This is a genomic window from Saccharopolyspora sp. 7B (genome assembly GCF_020177435.1).
GTDB lineage: Bacteria > Actinomycetota > Actinomycetes > Mycobacteriales > Pseudonocardiaceae > Saccharopolyspora_C > Saccharopolyspora_C gregorii.
This window is the reverse complement of the sequence record NZ_JAIUKC010000200.1, coordinates 1-1,778: the sequence shown is the minus strand read 5'-3', so window position 1 is coordinate 1,778 and position 1,778 is coordinate 1. Positions and strand designations below refer to the sequence as shown.

Genomic DNA, 1,778 nt, shown 5'->3' with positions numbered 1-1,778 from the left:
CCCCCGCCCACCCCCCCCCGCGCCCCCCCCCCCCCCCCGCCCCGCCGGGCCCCCGCCGGCCGGGCCGCTATCCCCCCCACCTGCGGCCCCCCCCCACCCCACCTCGGCGGCGGGCGGGCGGATGGCGGCCGGGTCGGTGAGCAGCTGGTGCAGCGCGAGCTGGCCCGCGCCGATCATCAGCAGGTCGGCGCCGAGCGCGGCGGGCACGATCCGCACCTCCTCGAACGCGGGCGCTGAGCACTGCTCGGCCACCAGCTCGGCGAATCCCGCCGGATCCGCGCCGAGCACGTCGGCGAGGAACCCGCCGAGCACCACCAGCCGCGGGTTGAGCACGTTGACCGCGGCGCCGACCGCGCCGCCGAGCACCCGCGCCTGCCGTGCCAGTTCGGCGCGCACCCGCGGATCGGCCGAGTCGGCCAGCGCCCCGGACAGCGCGAGCTGGTCGGCGGAGCCGAGCCCGAGCAGCTCCAGCAGCCGCGCCCGGTTCACCTCGTCCTCCAGCGTCCCGTCCGGCACCGCGCGGTCGGCCGGGTCGCGGATCGCGGGCCGGTTGCGCCCGAATTCGCCCGCGTAACCGCCGGTCCCGCCGAGCGGGCTCCCTCCGGCGATGATGCCGCCGCCGATGCCGCTGGCCCCGCCGTTGAGGTAGACGAGGTCGGGGACGCCGACTCCGGCGCCGAACAGGTGCTCGGCGAGCGCGCCGAGGGTCGCGTCGTTCCCGGCGAACGCGGGGTGCCCGGTGGCGCGGGTGAGCTCGGCGGCGATCGGTTCTTCGCGCCAGCCCAGGTGCGGCGCCCACCGCACCACGCCGTCGCCGTCGCGGACGAGGCCGGGCACGGCGACGCCGATGCCGGCGATGCGCTTCCCGTCCAGTTCGGCGGAGCCGAGTTCGGCGGCCACGACCTCGACGGTCCGCGTCGCGCCGGGCCGCGCGATCTCGATCCGGCGGCGGGAGCGGACCTCCCCGCCGAGGCCGACGACGCCGAGGGTGATCGCGTCCAGTTCCGGGTTGACCGCGATCGCCACGCAGTCCGGGTCGGGGTGCACCACCGGGGAGGGCCTGCCGACGCGGGCGGTGTCCTGCGGACCGGATTCGGCGACCAGGCCCATGCCGGTGAGCTCGGCGATCAGTGCGGCGACCGTGGAACGGCTCAACCCGGTGGCCCGGGTGATGCCGGCCCGGGACAGCGATCCGGTGCGGTGCACCAGGTCGAGCACGGCGGCGAGGTTGTCGCGCCGGACGCGGTCCGAGTTGCTGCCGCGCATCCGCTCCCCCGTCCGCCGGATCTTGCCCGCTGATCACTCGGAACCCTAGTATGTTCTGCACAAGAACAAATTCGTGGGAGGGACTTCCGATGAGCCGCACCCCCACCCCCGCCGACCGGTTCTCCTTCGGGCTGTGGACCATCGGCTACCGGGGCATCGACCCGTTCGGCGGCCCGACTAGGTCCACAATGGACACCCGGTACGCGGTGGAGAAGCTCGCCGAGCTCGGCGCCGCGGGCCTCACCTTCCACGACGACGACCTGTTCCCGTTCGACGCCACCGACGCGGCCCGGCGCACCGAGATCGACCGGTTGAAGCAGGCCCTCGCCGACACCGGGATCACCGTCCCGATGGTCACCACCAACCTGTTCTCGCACCCCGTGTTCAAGGACGGCGGGTTCACCTCCAACGACCGCGCGGTGCGCCGCTTCGCGCTGCGCAAGGTGCTGCGCAACCTCGACCTGGCGCGCGAGTTCGGTGCCCGCACCTTCGTCATGTGGGGCGGGCGGGAG

Annotated in this window: 2 protein-coding genes; one reads left to right on the top strand and one right to left on the bottom strand. The window is 75.3% G+C overall.

From position 1 onward, the window contains the following. On the bottom strand, positions 1 to 1,266 hold a 1,266-nt coding region (locus LCD33_RS25770; RefSeq protein ID WP_224978369.1), incomplete at its 3' end, for an ROK family transcriptional regulator. Positions 1,267 to 1,355: 89 nt separating this feature from the next. Here LCD33_RS25770 and LCD33_RS25765 point away from each other — a divergent pair. Next, the coding region (locus LCD33_RS25765; protein WP_224978368.1) for a TIM barrel protein at positions 1,356 to 1,778 on the top strand (423 nt) is incomplete at its 3' end.